This is a genomic window from Chitinophaga pendula, from assembly GCF_020386615.1.
GTDB lineage: Bacteria > Bacteroidota > Bacteroidia > Chitinophagales > Chitinophagaceae > Chitinophaga > Chitinophaga pendula.
In genome coordinates, this window is record NZ_CP077769.1 from 3,286,943 (window position 1) to 3,309,271 (window position 22,329).

The 22,329-nt window shown below is 49.1% G+C and carries 2 protein-coding genes; both read right to left on the minus strand.

What is annotated here, in order from left to right; all coding sequences use genetic code 11:
• Positions 1–6: 6 nt before the first annotated feature.
• The gene (gene fabD, locus KTO58_RS11530) at positions 7–2,265 is read right to left on the minus strand and encodes an ACP S-malonyltransferase (protein WP_095839217.1); all 2,259 of its coding nucleotides are present in this window, start codon (positions 2,263–2,265) and stop codon (positions 7–9) included.
• Entirely contained in the window at positions 2,262–22,313 is a 20,052-nt protein-coding gene (locus tag KTO58_RS11535) for a non-ribosomal peptide synthetase (protein WP_225860204.1), read from the minus strand. Before KTO58_RS11535 ends, fabD begins: the two co-directional genes overlap by 4 nt.
• Positions 22,314–22,329: the final 16 nt, after the last annotated feature.

Below are 22,329 nucleotides of genomic sequence, written 5' to 3' on the forward strand. Positions count from 1 at the left end.
AGTCTATCAGCTGTTTACCATCAATGCGGTCCTTTCCAGTAATTGGGCTGCTCCTTCCATAATATTAATCCCTATTTTATCCACGTGCCTGTTTCTCCAGTTCTCCAGTTCTGTTCCTTTTACCCATTGATTAAAAGCCCCCAATGCAGATCCGGTGTGTATCTGGAAGTTGACTTTATTTTCGATATTTCCTTCGAAGGCCAGCCTATTGGTATGGCCGAAATACCAGCGAAATACCAATGCCATTTTATTCTTTGGAAGTTGTTCTGCCTTGGTTATCTCAGCTGCGGCGCCAACGGACCTGAAGTATATCTTTACCTCTTCCCATATTTCTGCTATTGTCTTATTAAAATAATTTCTCTCCAGCTGAACGATCGTTTTCTCGGGTATTTCTTCCAAGGCGTTATATTGATTGTATAATGCGTATAGTTTATTAGCTCTTGCGGCGAAGAGTACTCCTTTTTTCAGTACCTGTACTTTAGCGCCGATCTCGAACATATCGCCGGCTGGTGCGTAGTCTGTATCCTGTACGTTGATATCCTGCAGGAGATCTTTTACGGTATCGCTGGTGCCCGCCTCTACGGTACATTGGTTGATAGAACCTGTGAGGATAAAATCGGCGCCCATGACATATGCACAGGTGGCGGCCTGCGGAGTACCTATTCCCCCACCTAATCCGATACGTATCTTTTTGCCATAAGCGAAAGCGGTGGTTACTTCCTGGCGCAAGCTCTGAATTGCCGGCAACAAGACTGTTGCGATGCCTCTATCTGTATGTCCTCCGGAATCGGCTTCTACGCATATATCGTAGCTCATGGGGACTTCCTTTGACAAGGCGGCCTGCTCTGCGGTGATAAGGTTTTCTTCCAGCAGTAGTCGTATTATTTTTTCGGGGGCCGGGCGCATAAATATTTCGGCTACCTCTGGCCGGGATATCTTCGCGAGTATCCGGTGCTGACAAATTATTTGTCCATCTGCTCCTTTCTTCAGTCCTTTTGCGCGATAGTATACTAATGCAGGTGTCATTTGCATAAAGGCAGACGCTTCGATGTTTTTCACCTCGTATTTCAGGAAGAGATCTGCCACTTTCATTTCGAAGGAAGGGTTGTTGAGATTGTGCAGGAAGTTCAGGCCATAGGGTTCTCCCTTTGTCAGCTCACGTTGTATGGCGGTGATATTCTCTTCCATTTCGGTCAATGACATACCTCCGGTACCCAGGAAGCTCAACATGCCAGCCTTTCCCATGCGGATGACTAGCTGCCGGGAGGCGATGCCCCGATACATTGCGCCTGCCACGTAAGTGTAGCTCACACCATATTCTTTTTTAAACTCCTGGCTACCCAGGCGGGCGGACAGGGTATCGGGAGATTCATGTTCTGCTGCTTTTTGTGGGGTAGCCTGTTGTACGGGTTTTTCTTCTACGATGGGGGTACATTTGTCTTTGATCTCATTTACCATTTTGGTCAATATGGCGCCACCTATTTCTTCGTATACTTCAGCTCCTTTTCCCATGAGCATCCGTATGGTATCTGTCCATTGCACGGAGTTAGCAACCTGTGATGCCAGCAGTTGCCGGACGTTGTTGTCTTCATAGGGTTGTGCTGTAACATTGGCGATAACGGGTATTTGTAGCGGTGTGAAACTGAACTGGTGCAGGAAAGAAGCAAATTCGTCGGCGGCCGGCTGCATATATCGTGAGTGAAAGGGAGCACTTACAAATAGCGGGATGATCTTAATTCCCCTAGCATCAAAGTCTTTCACCAAGCTATCGATAGCTTCCTGCGGACCGGCCACGACTATTTGGGTGGGGGTATTAAAGTTGGCGATATCGATGTTTGTATATCCACCCTGCAGGAGTAGTGTCCGTACGTCTTCTACTTTATGTCCCAGTACTGCGGCCATGCCACCACCGGAGGCAGCGGCCATGAGGGCTCCTCGCTTCTGCACCAGTTTCAGTCCTGTTTCGAAGTCAAAGGCGCCGGCGGCCAGCAAGGCATTGTATTCGCCCAGGCTGTGCCCGACGAGGTAATCTGCGCGATTACTCTTCTGCCATTCGTAGTAGGCGAAGGCATTCACGACGTACAATGCAGGCTGTGTAAAGGCAGTTTTGCCCAATTCTTTACGAGGATCTCTTACACAAAGTTCTTCCATATCGTATCCTAATATTTGGGATGCGAAACGGGTTTCTTCCTGATATTTAGCAAAAAGGTCTTTTCCCATCCCTTTAAACTGAGATCCTTGTCCGGGAAACATTACTATTTTCATAAGATTGGTGTGGTTTGTTCAAGTTTAATTGTTGCGATCCAATTGTGACAATGAGGGGTATTGACTATTGTGAAATGGTTAGCATCGGAGCTGATGACTTTCACCTGACTAAAATGTTTATCCCAACCGAAGGAGGAGCCATTAGTGCCCCAGTCGTTTCCACCCAGCAGTGTATTGTTTGCCTGTATAAAGTCTACCTGGTAGTCTAGTTTTTCGGCCGGCTGGTATACGGCGGACAATGATGCATTGAAGACGGTCCACATCTGCGCTACTTTCCTGGGCGGCAACATGTCTACTGTATCAAATATGAAGGACATTCTTTTTTGTTCGGCTAATTCTTTCATATGACGCACCAGTGCTTCCACCACATTGTCGGCCAGTGAAGGCTGACTGAACCTGATCAGTGATCTGAAATAGGTGGCCAGGCGTTCCAGTTCGGACTGTTCGCTAAGGGGGTTGACGAAACAATCCAACATGATGACATTATTGATCTGCAGGTCGGGGGCCTGCCTGAGCATTTCATAAAGCACGATACCCGCATAGCTGTGGCCGACAAGGGTGACACCGCTGTTCACGTTCACGCCACTTTGCCGGATCAGGTCCAGGTTATAGGCAGCCATTGATTCAATGGTATTGTTGGGTATGGCTTCGCCGCTAACACCTTTCATTTGTAAACCGTAGACGGCACCTTCTACTGGCAGGCATTCTGCCAATGCCAGGTATCCCTCTGTCGATCCTAAGGCTCCCGGGACGATGAATGCCACATCTTCGGCGGGTCCTTCGCGCAAGGTCAGTATCTTCTGTATTTCTTGTTTTTCTTCTGCTGTAAGCAACTCTTTCAGTCCACTGATTGTAGGATGTTTCATGATTTCCAGCAGCGGGAGTTCTTTGTTGAAGTTGTTATTGATCTTATGCGACAGCTGAATAATAATCAGCGAATTACCACCAGCTTCGAAGAAGTCGTCGTGAATACCCGGTGCTGTAACACCCAGCAGCTGTGACCAGATGAGGGCCAGCTGGCGCTCCATTTCATCCTGTGGCGGAACATGTTCGCGTCCGGCAAAGCTGCTCATTTCTACCGGTGGCAGGGTTTTGTGATCTACTTTACCATTTGCCGATAGGGGCACTTTATCGATCTGAATGAATAAGGAAGGTACCATATAATCAGGCAGGTAGGCCTGCAGATGTGCCTGTATCGCCTGTTTATCAAAAGCCGCTGCTGGCACTACATATGCTACCAGGCGTTTGTTACGATGGGCGTCTTCTACGGCTGTTACCACACATTGTCTTACCAGATCGGAGTTTTGCAGCGTTGTTTCTATCTCTCCCAATTCTACGCGAAAGCCATTGATTTTTACTTGACCATCTTTTCTTCCCAGGAATACCATGTAACCCTCCGGATGATGGGCACCGAGGTCTCCAGTACGGTACAGTTGTTTTTTCATGACCGGATGATAGATAAAACTAGCCGCGGTCTTTTCGGGATCATTATGATAGCCTTTAGCCACGCCGACCCCGCCGATATAGATATCTCCCGGTACATTTAACGGGCAGGGATGGAGGTTGCTGTCCAATACATACATTTCCTGGTTGCCCAGCGGATAGCCATAAGGGATGCTCTTCCATGACGGATCTGTCTTGCGGACAGGATAATAAATAGACCAGATAGAACCCTCTGTGGCACCGCCCAGGCTGAATACATTCGCATTCGCATTCAGTTGTTTGATGCGATCCGGTAAGTCTAGGGGTATCCAGTCGCCGCTCATAAAATAGGTATGGATGCTGGTAATCTGGTTGCTACCTGTTTCTTCCTGCCGGTCTACCAGCAGGTTCACTATCTGCGGTACGGAATTCCAAACGGTGATCTGTTCTTCTTCCACATACCTGATCCAAACCTGCGGATCGTATCTTTCTTCTTCGAGGGGAAGCACGAGTGTGGCACCACAGGCAAAAATGCCGAATATGTCGTATACGGAAAGGTCAAAGTTCAGATCTGAAATGCCGAATATCTTATCCTCCGCTGTGATATTAAACCGGGCGTTCATGTCGTAGAGTGTATTAACGGCGCCGCGGTGATCGATCATGACCCCTTTGGGTTTGCCGGTAGAGCCCGATGTAAAGATGATATACGCCAATTCGGTATCTGCGATATTCTTTTTCTCATGTGATGCCGGATCGGAAGCGAATTGCTCTTCTGTCACTGGTATCACCTGTACGTCTGCATGCGCGGTGATCTTATCCAGGTATGCTGGTAAGGCCAGCACCATGGGAGAAGCGGTCTGCAAGATCAGTTCATTCAGCCTGTTTTCCGGCAGGCTTCCTTTTACCGGAATATAGTGTCCACCTGCTTTCAAAATGCCCAATACGCCCCATACCTGCTCCAGGCTTTTATCTGCTACGAGGCACACGGGTGCATGTAATGGTAATCCAGCGTTTCCGATGTGGTTCGCTAAGCGATTGGCCATTTCATCAAGCTGCCGGTAGGTGATCCTTCTTCCGTTGTGAACTACGGCCACTTTATCCGGTGTGCGGGTTACCTGTTCTTCGAACAGGTCTGCCAACGTTTTATGCTGCGGATAGTTTACTGTTGTTGCATTACGCTCATATAGGAGATGATGTATCTCTTCCGGGCTCAATATACTGTAGGCCTTCAGCTGCCTGGTACTGTTTTCCGACACTCCTTTCAGTAATTGTCTGCAATAACTTAAGTGCTGGCGTATAGTGGACGCATTGAATACCTCCAGGTCATACTTAATATTCAATACCAGTGTTTTGCGCAGGTCTTCCACCTCCATTGAATAGACATGTGCGGTTTCCTGATAAACGGCATCATATACTTCGAACGGACCGGACAGGTTTTGATTGTCGAGTAACTCATCGAAGATGTTCTGATAGATAAAAGATACTTTAAACGGTGTCTCCCTGCTACCGGAACGATCGAGATCAAGGTCTGCCAGTAATTTGGGGAATGGATAGGCGGCATTTTCCATGCCGGTCAGTAATTCGTGTTTTACTATTTTCACCAGTTCATCAAAGCACATTTTTTCGGATACCTGATTGCGGGTGATCATCATGTTGATATAATACCCTATGCTGTTTTCGAATTCTTTCCTGGTACGACCTGCTGTCGGCATAATGATGACGAAGTCTTCCTGTCCGGTAAGTTTATGCAGCAGCAATGTGTAAACGCTCATAAACAGTACGGACAAGTTAATACCCATTTGCCGGCATAATGTTTTCAGCTCCTGCATTTCCTGCTGACTAAAATGCATGCTTTCCTTGCCGATACGTGTGGTACGGATTGTCTTCTGCGCCGGCATATCGTAGGGTAGTGCCAGCACGGGTAGTACTCCTGTCAGTTTTTCTTCCCAGTACTGCAGGCTTTTTCTTCCCTGGCTGCTACGGATATAGGATTGTTCACATTCCACATTTGTGAAGCAGGCCACATTGGGCGTGATACGCGGTATGGGCGATCCTGCTGCCAGTTGCCGGGTTCTTTCCAGGAACAGAGACAAGAATACGCTGCTGGACATGCCATCAAAAATGATATGATGGAATACAAACAGTATATAGTTACGGTTCTCTTTCTTCCGGATGTAAAGTCTAACCGGGCTGTCCTTTGCGAGGTCGAAAGGTGTTCTTACCAGTTCCCAGCAGGTCTGTTCGACATTTTGTTCTGCGGTTAGGGTCTTTTCCTCAAAGAAAGGCGTAGTATCCGGGTGAATGTGATTAAATACCTCTCCTGTTTCGTCTTCTTTTATGAAGCGCGAGCGAAGTACCGGGTGTTCTTCCATAATGAGTGCGAGTGCCTGTTTCAGCTGGCTGGTATCTACCGAACCAGGGATGACAAACGCGACTGGTACATTATAATTACTGTTGTCCGGTTCCAGTTGCTGAATGAACCAAAGTCCCTTCTGTCCTTCCGTAAGCGGATATCTTTGTGGCAGGACAACCACCTGCTCCGGTGTTGTTACCAGCGGCAGTTGATCACCATGTATTTGCTGTAGTTTATCCGCGTGTTCTTTGAGTAAGAAGGCGGTAAGTTCATTTATGGTCACATGGTTATAAAATACTGCCGGCGTAAGATCAACATCATAGTAGTCATTCAGCTCGTTTGCATATTTTATGAGCAGGATAGAATCGAAGCCATATTCGCTCAATTTCTCATCCAGCTCTATATCTTCCGGTTGCAGTTTCAATAATGTTGCGGTAATGGACTGAATCCTATCCGACACTTCTTGCTGCAATACGGTTTGTTCTACCTCCATGACGGCGGTTGATGCCGTTACTGTTACTGGTGGTCTACTATCTGTTGCTACAGGTTGGGTAGTCTCGATGAATTGTGCCATTGGGCGGAATTTGCTTTCGCGTCCATACATTACCACACCCTGTTCGCAATCTGTATTCAGCAGGGATTCGAATGCACGGATACCCTCTTCGGTTGGCAGTGGCAGCATGCCGATATGTTCTTCCAGGTAGCGGAGTGTATCGGTATTTACGCGCATGCCGCCCTCTTTCCAAAGGGGCCAGTTGATGCTAAGTGTTTTGCCCTGTCTTTTGCCTTTGGCCCGTTCCAGCTCCCTGTAGTGAGCATAATTATCGAGGAAGGCATTGGCGGCGGCATAGTCGGCCTGACCGACATTTCCCATGATACCTGCTATGCCGGAGAAAAACACCATAAAATCCAGTGATTCATCCCTGGTTGCTTCATCGAGGTTCCTTACGCCGGATACTTTTGCGGCCAGCACGGTTTGTATGTCCTGTGTTGTTTTGTTCACCAGCATTTTATCGCGTATCACACCTGCGCTATGGATGATACCATCGAGGCGGTGGTATTTTGTTTTTATGGAGCGGATCAGCTGTTCTACCTCTGCCCGGTTGCTTACATCGCAGGCGATGTAGTCACTCGATGGACAGGCAGCTGTCGCCGCCATTACATTATCACTCGCTTCTCTCCTGCCGGATAACACGATGATCTTAACATCTGTTACCTGGCTGATGTAGGCAGCGAATATACTTCCCAATCCTCCGGCTCCGCCGGTGATCAGGTAGACGCCCCCTTTCCTGATAAACGGTTCTGCAGCTTTAACGGCCGGTAATGTTTTAAAAGCACGTACTTTTCTAACGCCACCTTCATACCTTACTTCTGCATCCTTTGTAAATTGTTCCGATTGAATAACGTCTGCCACTATGGCTATATCCTTTAATTGCAGGCTATCAACGCAAATGGTTCTGCCGGATATATTTTTATGTTCCAGTGCTGCTGTTTTCAACAAACCTGCAATAAAACCGTAGTCGGTAACGTCGTGCTTTGCAAATAACAGGATGAAATCCACCTTGACATTTTCACGGATCTTTTCTTTTACGATAGCCAGTACGGCAGCCAGTGAAACTTCCGGTGTATCGCCATTGATCAGTTGTACTTCCATGCCCAGCTCTTCTTTCATTTTGTCTGCCATGATCGCTGAGCTTCCGCCTAACAGTATCACAGGCATGGCCTCCCAACTTTCTACGATCTCGGATACCGGCTGTACCTGCCATTCGTTCGCATACAGGTGCAAGGCTGGTTCTTCTTTACTGACGGGCGTCTTAGTACCCCCTTCAGGGGACAAGGTGAGGAATTCACGGAAAGCGACCAATACTTCTCCCTGGTCGTTCACGATGTCGACATCATAGCTGTTTACCTGGCCTTTACCTAATGCACTTTTCCGGGTGTATGCCCAACAGGCGCCTGCAAGCGGGTGATATAACGTTACCTCTTTTACGCTGTAGGGCAGGAACATGGCCGGTTCTTTTTTTGCGTATCCTATTCCCATGCAGGTCTGTAATGCACTATCCAATAAACCCGGAGACAGTTCGAGGTATTTATCCGGTCTTATATTTATTCTTGACAATGCTTCTGTGTCGCTGTAAAACAACTGTTCAATTCCACGGAAACTGGTACCATAGCGGAGGCCCATTTGGGAGAATATGCCATAACATTGCTGGTGATCCATGGTACCTGGCAGCCTGTTACGGATATCATTCAGGCGTATGGACGGTGCTGTCAACCCCGTTTGTGTATGCATTTTGCCCTGGCTATGTACTCCTTTATCTGTAAATACTTCAAAGCTGATATCGTCTCCTGTCTGGCGGAGGCTAATTTTCACTTGTGCCGGCTGATCTTTGACACGTATCGGTTGTAGCCAGGATACATTTCTGAGCGCGGTTATTTTTGCCGATGTCACCCTTTGCCCGGCGGCCCGTGCCAGTTCCAGGTATGCTGTACCTGGCAATATTTTCTCGTCGTTGATCTGATGGTCAACGAGGAATGGTTCTGTGCCGGTATATTTACTTGTGAACTGTATGCCCTGCAGGTTGGACGTATTTTCATGTAGTAACGGATGCAACTGTTGTGTCGTCGAGGAAAGGGGTTGTTCATCTACAGGTATCCAATAGCGATGTCTGGCAAACGGGTAGGCTGGCAGGCTGATGCGCCGGGGCTTGCCTACAGGATAGAGGAGTTCCCAGTTGATGCTGATACCCTTTACCCAGAGCTGAGCGAGGGACCTGATCTCTTTATGTTCGATGGCATAATTGATATATGCCTGTCCTGCGCCACCTTCCAGTACGAAGTCGGTCTTATCCTTTTTAACATTCCCACTAAACGATGTGCCATCTATGCCTTTTAACCCGGACACCAGGGAAGGGATGTCTATTGCTACAATGGCTATACGTTCGTCCATTTGTTCGCGGCCTACCTGCAACGTATAAGCTAGATCATGTAGTTGTGTATCGGGATAGGCTGTCAGGTGTCGTAGCAGGTTAGCGACTTGTTCTTTAAGCCGGTCGCTGTTTTTTGCCGACAATACTACTACTGCGGGACCTTCGATCGTTGGTGTGACAGGATTACGGTATTCTTCAAGGATCATATGAGCGTTTGTACCGCTGAATCCGAAGCTGCTGATGGCTGCTCTGCGCGGCGCCTGTTCGGTACCTTTCCATGCCGTCAGCTGTTGTTGTATCCTGAACGGGCTGTTTTCCAGATCTATCAGGGGATTACACTCGTTATAGTTTAAGGTAGGCGGTAGCAGTTCATGTCTGAAAGCGAGGAGTATTTTTAGTACTCCTGCTATGCCGGCCGCTACGAGTGTATGGCCGATATTTGTTTTTACGCTTCCTATTCCGCAATATTGCTTTTTGTCTGTGAATGCTCCGAAGGCGGCGGTCAGTGCTTCCAATTCTATTGGGTCGCCCAGGCTGGTACCTGTACCATGTGCTTCTACGTAGGTAATGGTAGCCGGGTCAATATTAAATTTAGTGTACACTGCTTTCTCCAGTTCTGTTTGTGCGGAGACGCTCGGTGCGGTGATACCATTGGAGGCTCCATCTTGGTTGGTCATGCTGGCTTTTATGACCCCGTATATGTGATCGCCATCGCGTTCTGCATCTGCCAGTCTTTTAAGTACGACTACGCCGACTCCTTCTCCTGGCACGAAGCCATCGGCCCGTTTGTCAAAGGTGAAGCACTGATGTTGCGGTGATAACATGCCGGCCCGGCCTGCGAGGCCGAAGAAATCGGCTGTTGTCATGATGTTGACGCCGCCGGCGATGATGAGATCTGCGGCGCCGGTGTGCAGGCTGGTGCATCCCATATCCATGGCGACCAGTGAGCTGGAGCAGGCGGTATCTATGGAGATGGCGGGACCTTTCAAATCCAGCAGGTAGGAGATGCGGGAGGAAAGTATGGCTGCTGAATTGCCCCACATGGCGGCAGGTTCCAGGCTTTGCCTTACGCTATAATCTCCCGGGGCGACACCCGCGTATACGCCACAACGGGCGCCACGGAGGGTATGGGGATTGATGGCAGCATCTTCCAATGCTTTCCAGCAATGCTCGAGGAAAAGGCGTTGTTGTGGGTCCATCATTTCCGCTTCCTTCCCTGATATCTTAAAAAATAGCGGATCGAACTTATCGACGTCGTGCAGGAAGCTCCCTTTCCGGCCATCTCCACCCCCTCTTTCTTCCGGCGCATCGGTGATGAGGTTGCGCCCCTCTTTGAGTACGTCCCAATAAGCATCCAGGTCGCCGGCGCTACCGAACTGGCCGCTCATCCCTATGATAGCGATTGCGTCAATCGTGTGGCTGACAGTATTTTCTACTGATCTACGACGTCTTTTGACCGGTGTTGACACCTGCATCACCGGCGCTGTTTCCTGTTCTACTATTTCTTCTGTCACTGGCTGGAAGAGACCTGGGTAGGTCGACCCGATATGAGCCGCCAGCTGCCGTACATTAGCGTAATTGTAAATGTCTGTCGGTTTCAGTGAGATATCGAATGTTTCATTTACATGTTTGACGAATTCGGTGCCCAGGATAGAATCAAATCCATAGTCCATAAACTGTCCATCTATATCGAAGTCCCTTTGCGGCAGTTTAATCAAGGCGGCGGCAGTAGCCGAGAGTTTGGTCAACAGATCATTATCCCTGCGTACGGTTACTTTTTTATAGGCCGGAGCAGGCGGTGTTACAGAAGGGGTGTCAACCGGCTGGTCTGTCCATGTGCGGTAGCTGATACCATCACTTTTCGCACATATGATCTGTTGCCCCAGGCCAGGTATAGCAGGCAATACCTGTATATCCTGATAACCGGTCTCTGACAATACGGTGTGCCAGCCATCCGCTGACAGTCCCGGGCAACCCGGTAAGCGTAGTGAGGCATCTTCGTATAGCCACCAGCCATCGAGTAAGCCGAAGGTCAATGTTGTGAACAATTCTGTCCGTGCGATTTCATTCATCAGCAGCCACCCATCTTTTTTCAGCAATGCTTTCAGATTATTTACTGTTGAAGCCATGTGTTTGGTGGCATGTACTACGTTTGCACCTATTACCAGGTCGTACGCTCCGATGGACACCTCTTGTTGGTGTGGAGGCTGTTCGATATCCAGTATGGCCGTCTTCAGATTGGGAGCTACCGTACTAAACGTTCGTTCTGCATGCAGCAGGAAGCTACGGGAGAGGTCGGTGTAAGTATATTCTACCTGCTCTCTGAATGGCAGTAGTTCTTTAAAGATGAACTGGCTGGTTCCTCCGGTACCGGCGCCTACTTCGAGGATGCGAAACTGTTGGCCCGGTTGTAATTGGCTGACACCGGCGGCAACGGTTTCTCTTATGATACCGGCGAGCAGCCCATTAAAATAATCGGACTGTGCATTGCCCTTATATATGCCGCTTACGTAATCCAGGCTGCCACCAGGGAACATGACTGTGGTAGCTTGTTCTTTTCCAGACACTACGGCGCCGAATGCCTGTAAGCAGATGGAAAGCAAGCGACCATGCGGCTGGTATTGCGGATATAAGGTAGTTAATTGTTGTACTGCTATGCCAAGATCGAAGCCAACCAGCAGGCGTTTCTGTAGTGGCGGCACTACGAGGTCATCACTGATGTAACCTTCGTGTTGCAATAAGCGGATAAGAATGGTGAACAACGGCTCATATTTATCCAGCACCTGCATCTTTTTACGCTGTTGGAGCAGCGGCTGCGCGTCTTCGAATCCCAATTGCAAGAATACCTGTAGTATGCCTTTGCAACAAAGTTCCAGGAAGGCAGCTTCTTCTTTTGCAGCCAGGGGATAAGCTACCGGATGAGGATGTTGCAATTGCAGGGAAGAATGTGACGATGTTGTTTCAAACAAATGGTTATCTCTTATACCCATTCCCTTTGCGGCTGCGGAAGACAACCGGATCACGGCTACCTGCTTTGGTGTACCTGACAGTATAGTTTCCAGTGCACGCATACCATCTTCGGCGTTTATACTTCCTACACCCACCATTTCCATACGATCGCGATAGGTCTGTGAGGCGACCACGCCTACTTCTCCCCAGTATCCCCAATTGATGGTGTAAGTGGGTATACCGGTAATTGACCGGGCAAATGCATCTTTATAGGTACACCCTGCTGCGTAGTTTGCCTGTCCCGGAGCGTCTGTCAATCCCTGTGCGGACGAGTAGCAACAGATAAAGTCCAGCGGTTCCTCATGAAAAGCATCTACCAGGTAATGTGCGGACAAGGCTTTTGCATCGAATGCTTTGCTGAAGTCGGCTGTTGTCATATTCCGCAATAACATATCATGCAATACGATGGCGGAATGAAACAGTCCATTTACTACCTTATAATGACGTTTTATTTCTTTATATATTTCTATCACCTGTATCGGGTCGGTAGCATCGCAACTGTAATACACAGGCTTCACTCCTAAGGTGGCTATTTCATCCAGTGCGGCATTGATTACTTCATCCTGTTTTCTTCTGCCCAGCCATATTACCTGTGCCTGATAGCGCTGTACCAGGTAAGCGGTCGTTACCTTACCGATCCCGCCGGCGCCACCCAGCAACACATATACTCCTCCCTGCCGGAAAGCGGTTGTCTGTTGTTGCGGTGTACTCATGGGAAACAGTTGTTGCTGATAGGCATATCCGTTTCTACAGGCAGTCAATACACCCGCTTTCATCGCCGGCACGGCGGTTATCAGATCCCAGTCGGTTGCATGTTGCAGGTCAAGCCTGTATATTTCCCATTTAGGTTGTTCCTTTACGAGTGCGCCTACTAATCCATGTATACCAGCACCGGATGCACTTACTACATCTGTGGATAACACCCGTTGGGTTTGCTGGGTGCATACGATAATGCGCAGGGACAGCTCTTTATATGCAGACTGCAGGAGAGATTGTAAAGCGGCAAATATTTCCAGTTCTTTCTGCCGGTGATCTTCCGCGACGATATGAAGCGCAGGTTGTAACCCCTGCATCAAACAAACTGTGGTAATGCCAGCCGGTATCGTATTTATCACTTCTGTAACAGAGACTCTTGCTCCTTTTTCCGAGAGGTGTTGTTGTAGTGCCCGGGTATTTTTTCCAACAAGGAGGTATTGTTCTGCTGTTACTGCTACCGGCCCTGGTAGGTTGGCAATACGTTCCCAAACGGGTACATAGGTCATATTATCCGCATCAGGTACCTGTGCCGCTACTGCTAAGCGGAGCTGGTGGATACTCAACAATACTTTCCCATTTTCATCCAGTATCTCTATATGAGATCCGTTATTGTCTTTTGCTATTGCACAAGCGGCAGCCGTTGCCAGGGGGGCATATATGTTAACGGCAGCTGTCGTAAGAGGTAGTAGCGCAGTATTTTCCTCTCCTATCAATTGCATGACTTCACTGAGTAAGGCAGGATGTAACACATAGGCATCCGGACTTGTATTGTCTGGCCGGGTCAATAGCTTACGAGGGGCCGCGAGTGTCTGATGCGGTGAGGTGGCTACCGGTGTTACAGACAGTCTTCCGCTACAAATAGTACGTTCTTCCTCTCCCTCTACGGTATATATTTCAAACCCGGCAGCTATATCCAGGGAGAAGACGCTGATATGTACCTGGCGGGGAGCTGCATTTACTATCAGTGAATTTTGCCAGTGAATATCGGTAATACTAGTGACGGGTTGGCGTAAACTTCTTGCACCTGCTTCCCTGGCCATTTCAAGGAGGGCCCATGCTTCCAGTATTCCTGCTCTATCAAAAAATGGTTCTTTGCCTGTGAAAAAGCTGGAAAACCGTTGTTCTTCCAGATCTGATTCATTCGTATGGACCAACGGATGTAATTTGCCGGTGATCTGTTCTGTAATAGCCAATGTTTTGACTGGTATCCAGTATCGCTCCCGGATAAACGGATAGGTAGGCAGGCTGATGCGGGCAGGTGTCCGGGATGTGTACAGCGCCTGCCAGTTCACCATTACGCCATGTATCCACTGCTGAGCGACGTCTGCCGGTTTATCTTCTTTATATGGCAACTGCCGGGAGGTGGCCTCTGACGAGGTATCTTTTTTTACATTTCCCGTCCATATGTTGGCATTTTCTTTTATATCTCCCTGCAGGAATGTGTGCAGTTGTTGCTGTAATTGTTCTATACTATCTGTAACGAACGCTATCCGTTCTTCCATGGGCTCACGGCCCTGTTGCAACGTGTATGCGATATCATGCAGTTGTGCATCCGGGTGATCGTGCAGGAATTGTTGCAGCTGCCGTACTTGTCCTTTGAGGGTACCGGCCTGCTTTGCTGACAAGACTACGATAGCTTTGTCTGGTAGATTGTCGCAAGGGATAGGTTCCTGTTTGTATTCTTGTATTATGATATGGGCATTACTTCCTCCTGCGCCGAAGCTGCTGAGACCTGCGATACGGGGTTTGTCGCCGGCGGTTTGCCAATGTTCGAGTCGTTGTTGTACTTTAAAGGGGGTGTTTTCGAAATCAATATCGGGATTTAATACGGCCGAATGGAGTGATGGTACCAGTTGCTGGTATTTCATCTGGAGGAGTATTTTTGTCAATCCTGATATACCAGCTGCGGATTCGCAATGTCCGATATTTGATTTAACGGAGCCGATCCGGCATGCCTGCTGCCGGGCTCCTTCGAATGCTTTGTTGAGGCCACCTATTTCGATAGGGTCTCCGAGGCTGGTGCCGGTACCATGGGCTTCTATATAGCTGATATCTGCCGGCCGGATACCTGCTTTACTGATGGCAGCTGTGATCACGGCAGCCTGTGCTTTGGGATTAGGAACGGTGTATCCATTAGTGCGGCCACCGTGGTTGACGGCTGTACTTTTTACTACGCCATAGATATGGTCTCCATCTCTAATAGCGTCGCTGAGTTTTTTCAGGAGCACGGCGCCGACACCTTCACCAGGTACGTAGCCATCTCCGCCGGCGCCAAAGCTTTCGCAGCGGCCTTTTCCGGAAACGAATCGTCCATGACTCAGCATCAGGTATTTGTTGGGATGGATACTTACGTTAACGCCGCCCGCTATTGCCATTTCTGTTTCGCCCGCCAACAGGTCATTACACGCGACGTGAATGGCAGTCAGCGAGGACGAACACATGGTGTCGATGGCCATGCTTGGCCCCTGGAAGTTGAAGAAATAGGATATCCTGTTGGCTACGCCGCTGGCGATGCCGGCAGGGTTTACAAAATTACCCTTCAGAGTCTCTTCTGCGCCAAACAGTTGGTATTCTTCATACATCACGCCTGCGTATACGCCAACTTTCCGTCCCAGTTGTTGCCGGGTATAGCCTGCATCTTCGATGGTTTCCCACACCGTCTGTAGGAATAGTCTTTCCTGGGGGTCCATCAGTTCTGCTTCACGCGGAGATATGTTAAAGAACAGTGGATCGAATTTGTCTACATCGTTGATAAACCCGCCCCAGCGGCTATAGCTTTTGCCCGGCATGCCTTTTTCGGTGCTGTAAAGGGCCGCAGCGTCCCATCTGTTGGCCGGTACTTCTGTGATACAATCTTTACCTGCCTGGAGGTTCTTCCAGAACTCGTCGAGGTTGTCAGCGCCCGGATAGCGGCCGCTGATACCGATAATGGCTACCTCGTCTTTTGCCGGGGGCAACGGATGTTGTGTAACGGAGCGAGCTGTTGCGAAACGGCTGCGTGGAGGTTTGACTGGTGCTACGGCGACGGATGACGTTGTTGCAGACGGTGTGCCCGGCTCGGGTAACTGGATACTTGCGTTTGCCAACAGATATGTTGACAGTTCCGATAGCGTCTGACATTCGAAAAATAACGTTCTGGGCAATCTTCCGAAGATATCTTCCAAGCGATTGGTGAGTCTCACGATCATTACGGAATCCATTCCGTATCTTTCGAAAGGTGTATCGGCGCCTATATTTTCTGGCAGCATACTCAATTCGGCGGCCAGTATGTGCGACACTTTATCCATTATCAGCGGCAAGGCCTCTTCTGAGGTAGTCGTGTTATTGTGTGCCGGCTGCGCAGCTTCTTGGGTTGTTGTCGTTTTTTTATACATTACTATACCCTGGGCCATTGTACCTGACAGCAACTGCTCGAATGCTGCCAGGCCTTCTGCTGTTGGCATAGGTGACATGCCCATATGTTGTTCCATGTACCTTTCTGACGCCGCGTCTAGCTGCATTCCGCCCTCCTTCCAAAGGGGCCAGCTAATGCTGAGTATCCTACGGGTACCCGTGGTATTGTGATGCGAGGCAAAATTATCCAACCATGCGTTTGCAGCTGCGTAGTCTGCCTGTCCGGTGTTACCGAATACACCCGCCAATGAAGAGCATAACATCATAAAATCAATCTCCATATTGCGTGTAGCCATCTCCAGGTTCTTTGTCCCCTGTATTTTGGCGGCGAGGACCTCTTCTGCTTCTTTTACGGTCTTGTTAACGATCAGGCTATCCCGTAGTACGCCCGCGCTATGTATGATACCATTCAACCTGCCATATTGCTTGCAGATATCATTGATCATTGTCTGCGTGGCAGTAGGGTCACTGATATCGCAAGAATAATAGGTTGCGTTAGGGGGAAGTGATGGTGTGATATGCTGGCTTCTTCCTACGAGGATGATGTTGGTGCCTGGTGTTTTGCTGATGTGTCTGGCAAAGATGAGTCCTAGTCCGCCAGCCCCACCGGTGATCAGGTAGGTCCCTCCTTCTTTGATCCTATTGGAGGGCGTTCGTGTCAGCGGTATTTCTTTCCATGTTTTTATGTACCGTTGTTTGCCCACATAACGCACTTCTATGTCGGTAGCGGTTTGTTCGGCGCCGATTATCGTCATTAGTGTAGGCAGATGCGTTATCAAAGCACTTTCTACACTTACCAGTTGTGTGGTAATACGTGGATTTTCGAGGGTGATCGTCTTTAATAATCCTGTTATGAAACCATATTGCAGGTATTCGTCTGTGCCACAGAGGATCATGATGCGTACTTCTTTTTTCTGGGGCATAATCGTTTTAACCATTCCGAACACCAGGTTAAAGAAGTCCTGCTCTGCTATTGTGTCTACAGTCTTTACCTGTAATGACAAATGTTCCTGTAACTTGAGGGCTGTATCATGGCTGGCGCCAGCGAGTAATACCAAGGTGGCATTGTGAGCTGTATGGTTGTTCTCGACGGCTACCGGAGCGGGCTGCCAATCGGCTGTGAGTATTTGCAATCCTGTAGGCGCTGGTTCGGAAGTGGTGTTACTTCTTTCCTGCGGCAGCAGTATCAGTTCCGTGATCTGTAGCAATACTATTCCGTTGTCGTCCAGCAGATCGATGTCGTAGGACAAGATGGTGCTATCTTGCTGTAGATGGTCGTTGCATTTAACATAGCACCATATGGTATCCGGCAATGCCTTATATAGCTGTAAGGAGCGTATGCTGAAGGGCAGTAGTAACTGTGGAGCAGCCTTATCCAGCTGAATGCCTATGCATGTCTGCAAGGCGCTATCCAGCATACCCGGTGACAAGTTGTATCCTGTTGCTGCCGGCAGTGTTATCCTGGACAGCGCGGTCTTTTTGCTGTAATATAGCGTCTCTATTCCTCTGAAGGTGTTTCCATAGTGGAGGCCTGCTGTTTCAAAAAATGCATAACAGGCGGTTCCTGTTATTGATTCTGGCATAGTGGACCGGATGGCGGATAGGTCAACGGCAGCTGGCGCCGGTGTGGCGGTGTGTGTTAATATTCCGCTGCAATGTAAGCCGGTGCCGGATACTATTTCGAATTCGGCGGCATCCTCTGCGGGATATAGATTAACATATACGGTTCCTTCACTTCCGGTGGCTGTCAGTGGTGCAAACCAGGCGATATCTTTTAGCTGAACTATTTCTTTCTTCAGCGAACGTTCTCCTGCTTCTCTGGCCATTTCCAGGGCAGCTACTCCCGGTAGTATCCGAACATCTTTTACCTGGTGGTCTTTGAAAAATGGTTCTTCTCCTGTAAAGGAGCTAGAGAATTGTTGGACATCGAGGCTGGAGCTGTTGATATGTAACAAGGGATGCAGGTATGTCCTGTTGGTGTCTGACGATGTGAGGTTGTTTGCTTTCGGATACCAGCAAACTTCTTTTGCAAACGGATATGCCGGCAGGCTGATCCGGGAGGGATGCCCATTTGTATACAGTAGCTGCCAGTCGATGGTGATTCCTTTTACCCATAGCTGCATGAGGGAATGCCATTCTTTGTCTTTTGTTGCGGTTGCGATGAATGCTTTGCCGGCATTTCCTTCCAGCAGGAAGTTTGTTTCTGCTTTACTGGCGTTGCCTGTAAAAATATCTGTTACTTTGTCTGCCAGGTAGTCTTCCAGTTGTTCCAGCAGGGAAGCGGTATCTGTTGCCAGCAAGGCGATTCTTTCCTCCAAGGCTTCCCGCCCTACCTGTAGCGTATAAGCGACATCGTGTAAGGCTGTAGCCGGATTGTCACGCAGGTGAGCAAGGAGGTTGGCAGCCATTTCTTTCAGGCGGGGCCGTTGCTGTGCAGACAGCAGGATGATGGCAGGTGCTTTTGTGCTGTATTGTTTGGGCGCTGCGATATATTCTTCTACAATGATATGTGCGTTGCTTCCTCCGGCGCCAAATCCGCTGATGCCAGCCATCCGGGGTTTATTGCCGGCGGTGTTCCACGGTTCCAGGGACTGTTGTACCCGGAAGGGGCTATTTGTAAAATCGATGTTGGGATTCAGGGTATTGGCATGTAAAGACGGTACCAGCTGTTTGTGTTTGATTTGCAGCAGTACTTTTGTCAGGCCTGAGATGCCGGCAGCGGATTCACAGTGGCCGATGTTTGATTTCACGGAACCTATGCGACAGGATTGTCTTTCTACACTTCCGAATGCTTTGCTAAGGCCCGCTATTTCGATAGGATCTCCCAGGCTGGTACCGGTACCATGCGCTTCGATATAGCTCAGGTCTCCCGGTTGTATGCCTGCATTTTCCATAGCCGCTTTTATTACTGCAGCTTGGGCTTTAGGATTGGGTACGGTGAATCCATTTGTTTTACCACCATGGTTGATGGCGGTACCCCGGATGAGGCCGTAGATATGGTCGCCATCTGCGATGGCTTTATTCAGTGGTTTCAGTAATACGGCACCTACTCCTTCGCCCGGTACATAGCCTTCTCCGCCCTCTCCAAAGCTTTCGCAACGACCTTTGCTGGAAGCGAACATGCCATCGCTCAGCATCAGGTATTTATTGGGATGTACACTTATATTTACGCCCCCTGCTATGGCCATATTACAATTGCCATTGCGCAAGCATTCGCAGGCCAGGTGTATGGCAGTGAGGGACGATGAGCACATGGTGTCGATCGTCATGCTGGGGCCATGAAGGTTCAGGAAGTAGGAGACGCGATTTGCCACGGTAGCGGGGCTACCGCCCGGGTTAATGAAGTTTCCTTTTAACCGTTCTTCAACACCGAAAAGCGGGTATTCTTCGTACATGACGCCGGCATATACGCCTACATTTCCTCCCAGCTGTTGTTTGTCTGTTTTGCCATGCAATTGTGAACGGGTATATCCTGCATCTTCAATAGCCTCCCATACAGTTTGCAGGAACAGTCGTACCTGCGGGTCCATTAGCGCAGCTTCCCTGGGGGAAATATTAAAGAAATAAGGGTCAAAGTGGTTGATATTGTCCAGGAATCCGCCCCATTTACTATAACTTTTTCCGGGCGTCCCTTTGGTTTCGTTATAAAATCCTTCTACTTCCCAACGATCGGCGGGGATCTCGGTGATGCTATCTTTTCCGGCTTTCAGATTTTCCCAGAATGCGGCCAGGTTATCAGCACCCGGATATTTTCCGCTGATACCGATAATAGCTACCGGTTCGTTATTATTAGGCGGAGTTGGCTGCCGGCGGGTCATGATATGTTCCTGCGCCGGGGGAGCAGCTATCACTTCGACTGCCGGTGCAGCTGTTGTCAGGCCTGTGAGGTACCGAAGTTTTTCCGCCTGTGCTTCGACAAAGTAAGCCGCTAATTCTTCCAAAGTATGGCATTCGAAGAAGAGGGTACGCGGTATTTTTGAGAACACTTCTTCCAATGCATTATTCAAGCGTACGATCATGATGGAATCTATGCCCAGCCGTTCGAAGGGCATGTCTGCTTCCAGTTTGGCCTCTGACATACGTAATGCTTTTGCCAGTACGGCACGTAAATAACGTATGCCTGCTGTATGCAGTGCTTCGTCACTTATGGTAGTTACCTGTACAGGTATGCGTTGCTGACTGGAAGCCGTTGAAAACAGTCCGGCTATGCGATCTGCTTTTCCATGGAGGACGATACTCTGGCTACTATCTGATGATAACAGTTGATCCAGTGCGGCCAGCCCTGCGCCGGAGGGCATTGGTTTGAGGCCTAATGATCTCTCCAGGTATTGTTCGGCCTCGGCTCCGATCTGCATCCCCCCCTCTTTCCACAAGGGCCAGTTGATACTCAGGGTTTTGCCATGGCGTTTTCCTTTTTGCCGTTCGGCTTCCCGATTGGTGGCGAAACTATCCAACCAGGCATTAGCTGCGGCATAGTCTGCTTGTCCGGCGTTGCCGAATACCCCTGCTACGGATGAGCAGTATAACATAAAGTCGAGGGGGATATTTTTTGTAGCCTTGTCCAGGTTTTCCGCACCTGTTACTTTGGCTGAAAATACGGCTGTTACTTCTGCGCTGGTCTTATTGACCAGGAGACTGTCGCGTAGTACGCCGGCGCTATGAATGATGCCATTCAGCTGTCCAAAGGACGTTAGTATTTCTTCGATGAGGGCGGATACGGCTGTTTCATCGCTCACATCGCAGGAGCGATAGGAAGTATTTTGGGGCAAGGGGTTGGCCGGCATCTTACTTCTGCCCACCAATATGATGTGGGTACCTGGTGTCTGCCGGATATGCGCTGCTAGGATCAGTCCCAGCCCACCTGCGCCGCCGGTGATCAGGTAGATACCATTGTCGCGAATAAGGGAAGTGGTAGATGCCGGTGTATTTGAGAGGCGCCATTTCTTCACCATCCGCTGTCCCTGCTGGTATCTGACCATTGCCTCCCTGCTAGCCTGCTCTTTAAGTAATAGTGCCGCCAGTCCTTCTACTTCATTTAGTGCTAATTGTTCTACACTCAGTATTTTGCCGCTGATACAAGGATTTTCCTGGTTGGCAGTCTGTAGCAGTCCATGTAAGAATGCGTACTCTGCATCCAGGTTATTTTGAAACACCAGTTGTATATGTGTTGCTGACCTATCTGCCTGGTGTTTATTGATTTCTTCCTGCACCTGGCAGAAGAGTTGTTCTCTTGTACCTTCGGTGATGTTCTTTACTTCGCATTCGAGTAGTTCCCGGAGTTTATCTGCCAGCAGCACCGGCGCTCCTGCCAGCAGGACAATATTGGTTGTCTGCGGGGCGGGTTCATGATGCAGCAGTGGCGTTTGTTCCCAGGCGGCATCAAATACCTGTGTAACCATTTTATCCGGCGAGTGGGTAGTGCCATTCAGGGACAACAACATGAGTTCTTTAAAGGTGATCAATACTTCTCCGTTGTCATTCAGCAAGGAGATGTCGTAGCTGGATGCATTTTTTCCCTGGCTGTCCCGCTGCGCATAACACCATACTTTCCCATTCAGGGGGCGATAGATATTTACTTCTCTTACGCTGAACGGCAGCATCAGGTGTGCTATTTCTTTGCCGAGATGCATGCCTATGCAGGTTTGTAAGGCGCAGTCCAGTATACCTGGGACCAGTTGATATCCTGCCTGTAGGGGCAAATCAACCAGGGATAGCGACTCTTCTTCACTGCAATACAGCTGTTGTATTCCTTGGAAGGTGGTTCCATATTCCAGTCCCAAGGATCGGAACAATGTATAGCAGCCAGGTCCGTCTACCTGTCTGAAGAGGCGGTTACGGATGGCTGTGATCTCCAGGGTACCGGGCAGCTGTTGCTGTCTGGTATATAATTCTCCCTGTACATGTACTTGAGCGGTGTTCTCTCCGGTATATACTTCGAAGGCGGTGTATGCCCCTGCATCTGTTAAGGAGATATTTACCTGTACTGGTGTACCGTTTACGCGTATGGGTTGCAGCCAGTTTATATTTCTCAGTTGAGTGACTGTTTCGTTGGTGGTGTATTCGCCGGCGGCGCGGGCGAGTTCCAGATAGGTTACGCCCGGCAATACTTTTTCGCCTCTGATAACATGATCTGTCAAAAATGTTTCCGCGCCTGTATATATGCTGCTGAATTGTTGTTTTTTCATGATCGTTGTTGTTGCC

What these genes read in the sequence shown, in the direction of transcription:
- KTO58_RS11535 (WP_225860204.1), bottom strand. Translation starts at nt 22,313, where the DNA reads ATGAAAAAACAACAATTCAGCAGCATATATACAGGCGCGGAAACATTT.
- fabD (WP_095839217.1), bottom strand. Translation starts at nt 2,265, where the DNA reads ATGAAAATAGTAATGTTTCCCGGACAAGGATCTCAGTTTAAAGGGATG.